General features: G+C 63.9%; 2 protein-coding genes and 1 pseudogene. All 3 read right to left on the bottom strand.

Annotation, left to right across the window (positions count from 1 at the left end; all coding sequences use genetic code 11):
• Positions 1–692, bottom strand: a 692-nt coding sequence (gene dapF, locus E5W70_RS18720; protein WP_292660666.1) for a diaminopimelate epimerase, incomplete at its 3' end; no start/stop codon positions are given.
• 74 nt (positions 693–766) lie between these two features.
• Complete coding sequence (locus E5W70_RS18715; protein ID WP_031195454.1) at positions 767–928, bottom strand: DUF1328 family protein; 162 nt, start codon at positions 926–928, stop codon at positions 767–769.
• A 70-nt stretch (positions 929–998) separates the two neighbouring features.
• A pseudogene (locus tag E5W70_RS18710) lies at positions 999–1,269 on the bottom strand (hypothetical protein); the annotation flags it as partial.

The following is a 1,269-nucleotide window of genomic DNA, read 5'->3' as shown; positions in this document are numbered from 1 at the left end:
GCGGCGCAAGCGGCCGAGCCGCAGGCCTTGGTCAGGCCGGCGCCGCGCTCCCAGGTACGGATGACCATGGTCTCAGGCGAAGTCACCTGTGCGATGGTGATGTTGGCGCGCTCGGGGAAGATCGGGTGGTTTTCGAGCAGCGGGCCGAAGCGCTCGAGGTCGTACGACCAGACGTCGCGGTCGACCCAGAAGATGGCGTGCGGATTTCCCATCGAGACGACCGACGGCGAATGCAGCACCGGGGCATCGATCGGGCCGATCTGCAGCTCGATCATGCGGGTGTCGCGAAATTCCTCGGCCAGCGGGATGTCCTGCCAGCCAAAGCGCGGCCTGCCCATGTCGACCGAGATCATTCCGTCGGCATGTTCCTCGGCATTGAGGATGCCGGCGACTGTTTCAAACGCAAATGTCTTCTGGCCGGTCTCGGCGGCGAGCGCCTGGACGACACAGCGCATACCGTTGCCGCAGGCTTGCGCGCTGGTTCCGTCCGAATTCAAGATGTCGATGAAAAAGGCGGTGCCCGGCGTCCTGGCGTCATGGATCGCCATGACCTGGTCGAAGCTGGTCGCGGCATCGGCATTAAGCGCGACGGCTGCCGCAGGCGTCACCCGATCGGCGCGACCGCGCATATCTGCAACGATAATCTCGTTGCCGATGCCGTTCATCTTGGCGAAAGGGGCCGCGCTTGCCATCGATCGAAAGGTCTCTTGCCGGTTTGGCGCCTATATGGCGGATAGCGGCAGAAATTACCAGCGCGGCGTGATTTTCAAGTCACCGCGAAGACGCCAAGCACGATCAGCAGGAAGATGATCAGCACGATCCCGATGAGGATGCGCGCGCCGGTGGCGGCGGCTCCGGCCAGTGCCGGCATGCCGAGCAGGCTCGCCGCGGCCGCGATAATCAAAAGAATGATGATCCACCTGATCATGAGAGACACCTCGCAGCCGACAGGTTTGAACACCTACAAACGTCTATGTGATGCCTTAGGTTCCGCCGCGTCAGACCGCCGGCACGTCCCAGACTTCGCCCGGCTGCAAGGCGCGAAAACGTTGCCGCGGCAGGCCGGCAGCATCTAGCGCTTCGCCGAGCTTTCTGGGCGGCTCGTCGATAGGCTCGTTGGTCAGCCGGAACGTGCCCCAGTGACAGCCGGCGGCATAGGCGGCGTTGCACAAAAGCATGCCTTGCACCGCCTCCTCCGGATCCTGGTGATGCGGCGCCATGAACCAGCGCGGCTCGTAGGCGCCGATCGGCAGGATGGCGAGGCGGAAC

The organism is Mesorhizobium sp. (assembly GCF_005063415.1).
GTDB lineage: Bacteria > Pseudomonadota > Alphaproteobacteria > Rhizobiales > Rhizobiaceae > Mesorhizobium.
This window is presented reverse-complemented; position numbering and strand designations above follow the sequence as displayed.

Bases quoted from the DNA above. Each gene is read 5' to 3' on its own strand.
- E5W70_RS18715 (WP_031195454.1), bottom strand. From the start codon at position 928: ATGATCAGGTGGATCATCATTCTTTTGATTATCGCGGCCGCGGCGAGC.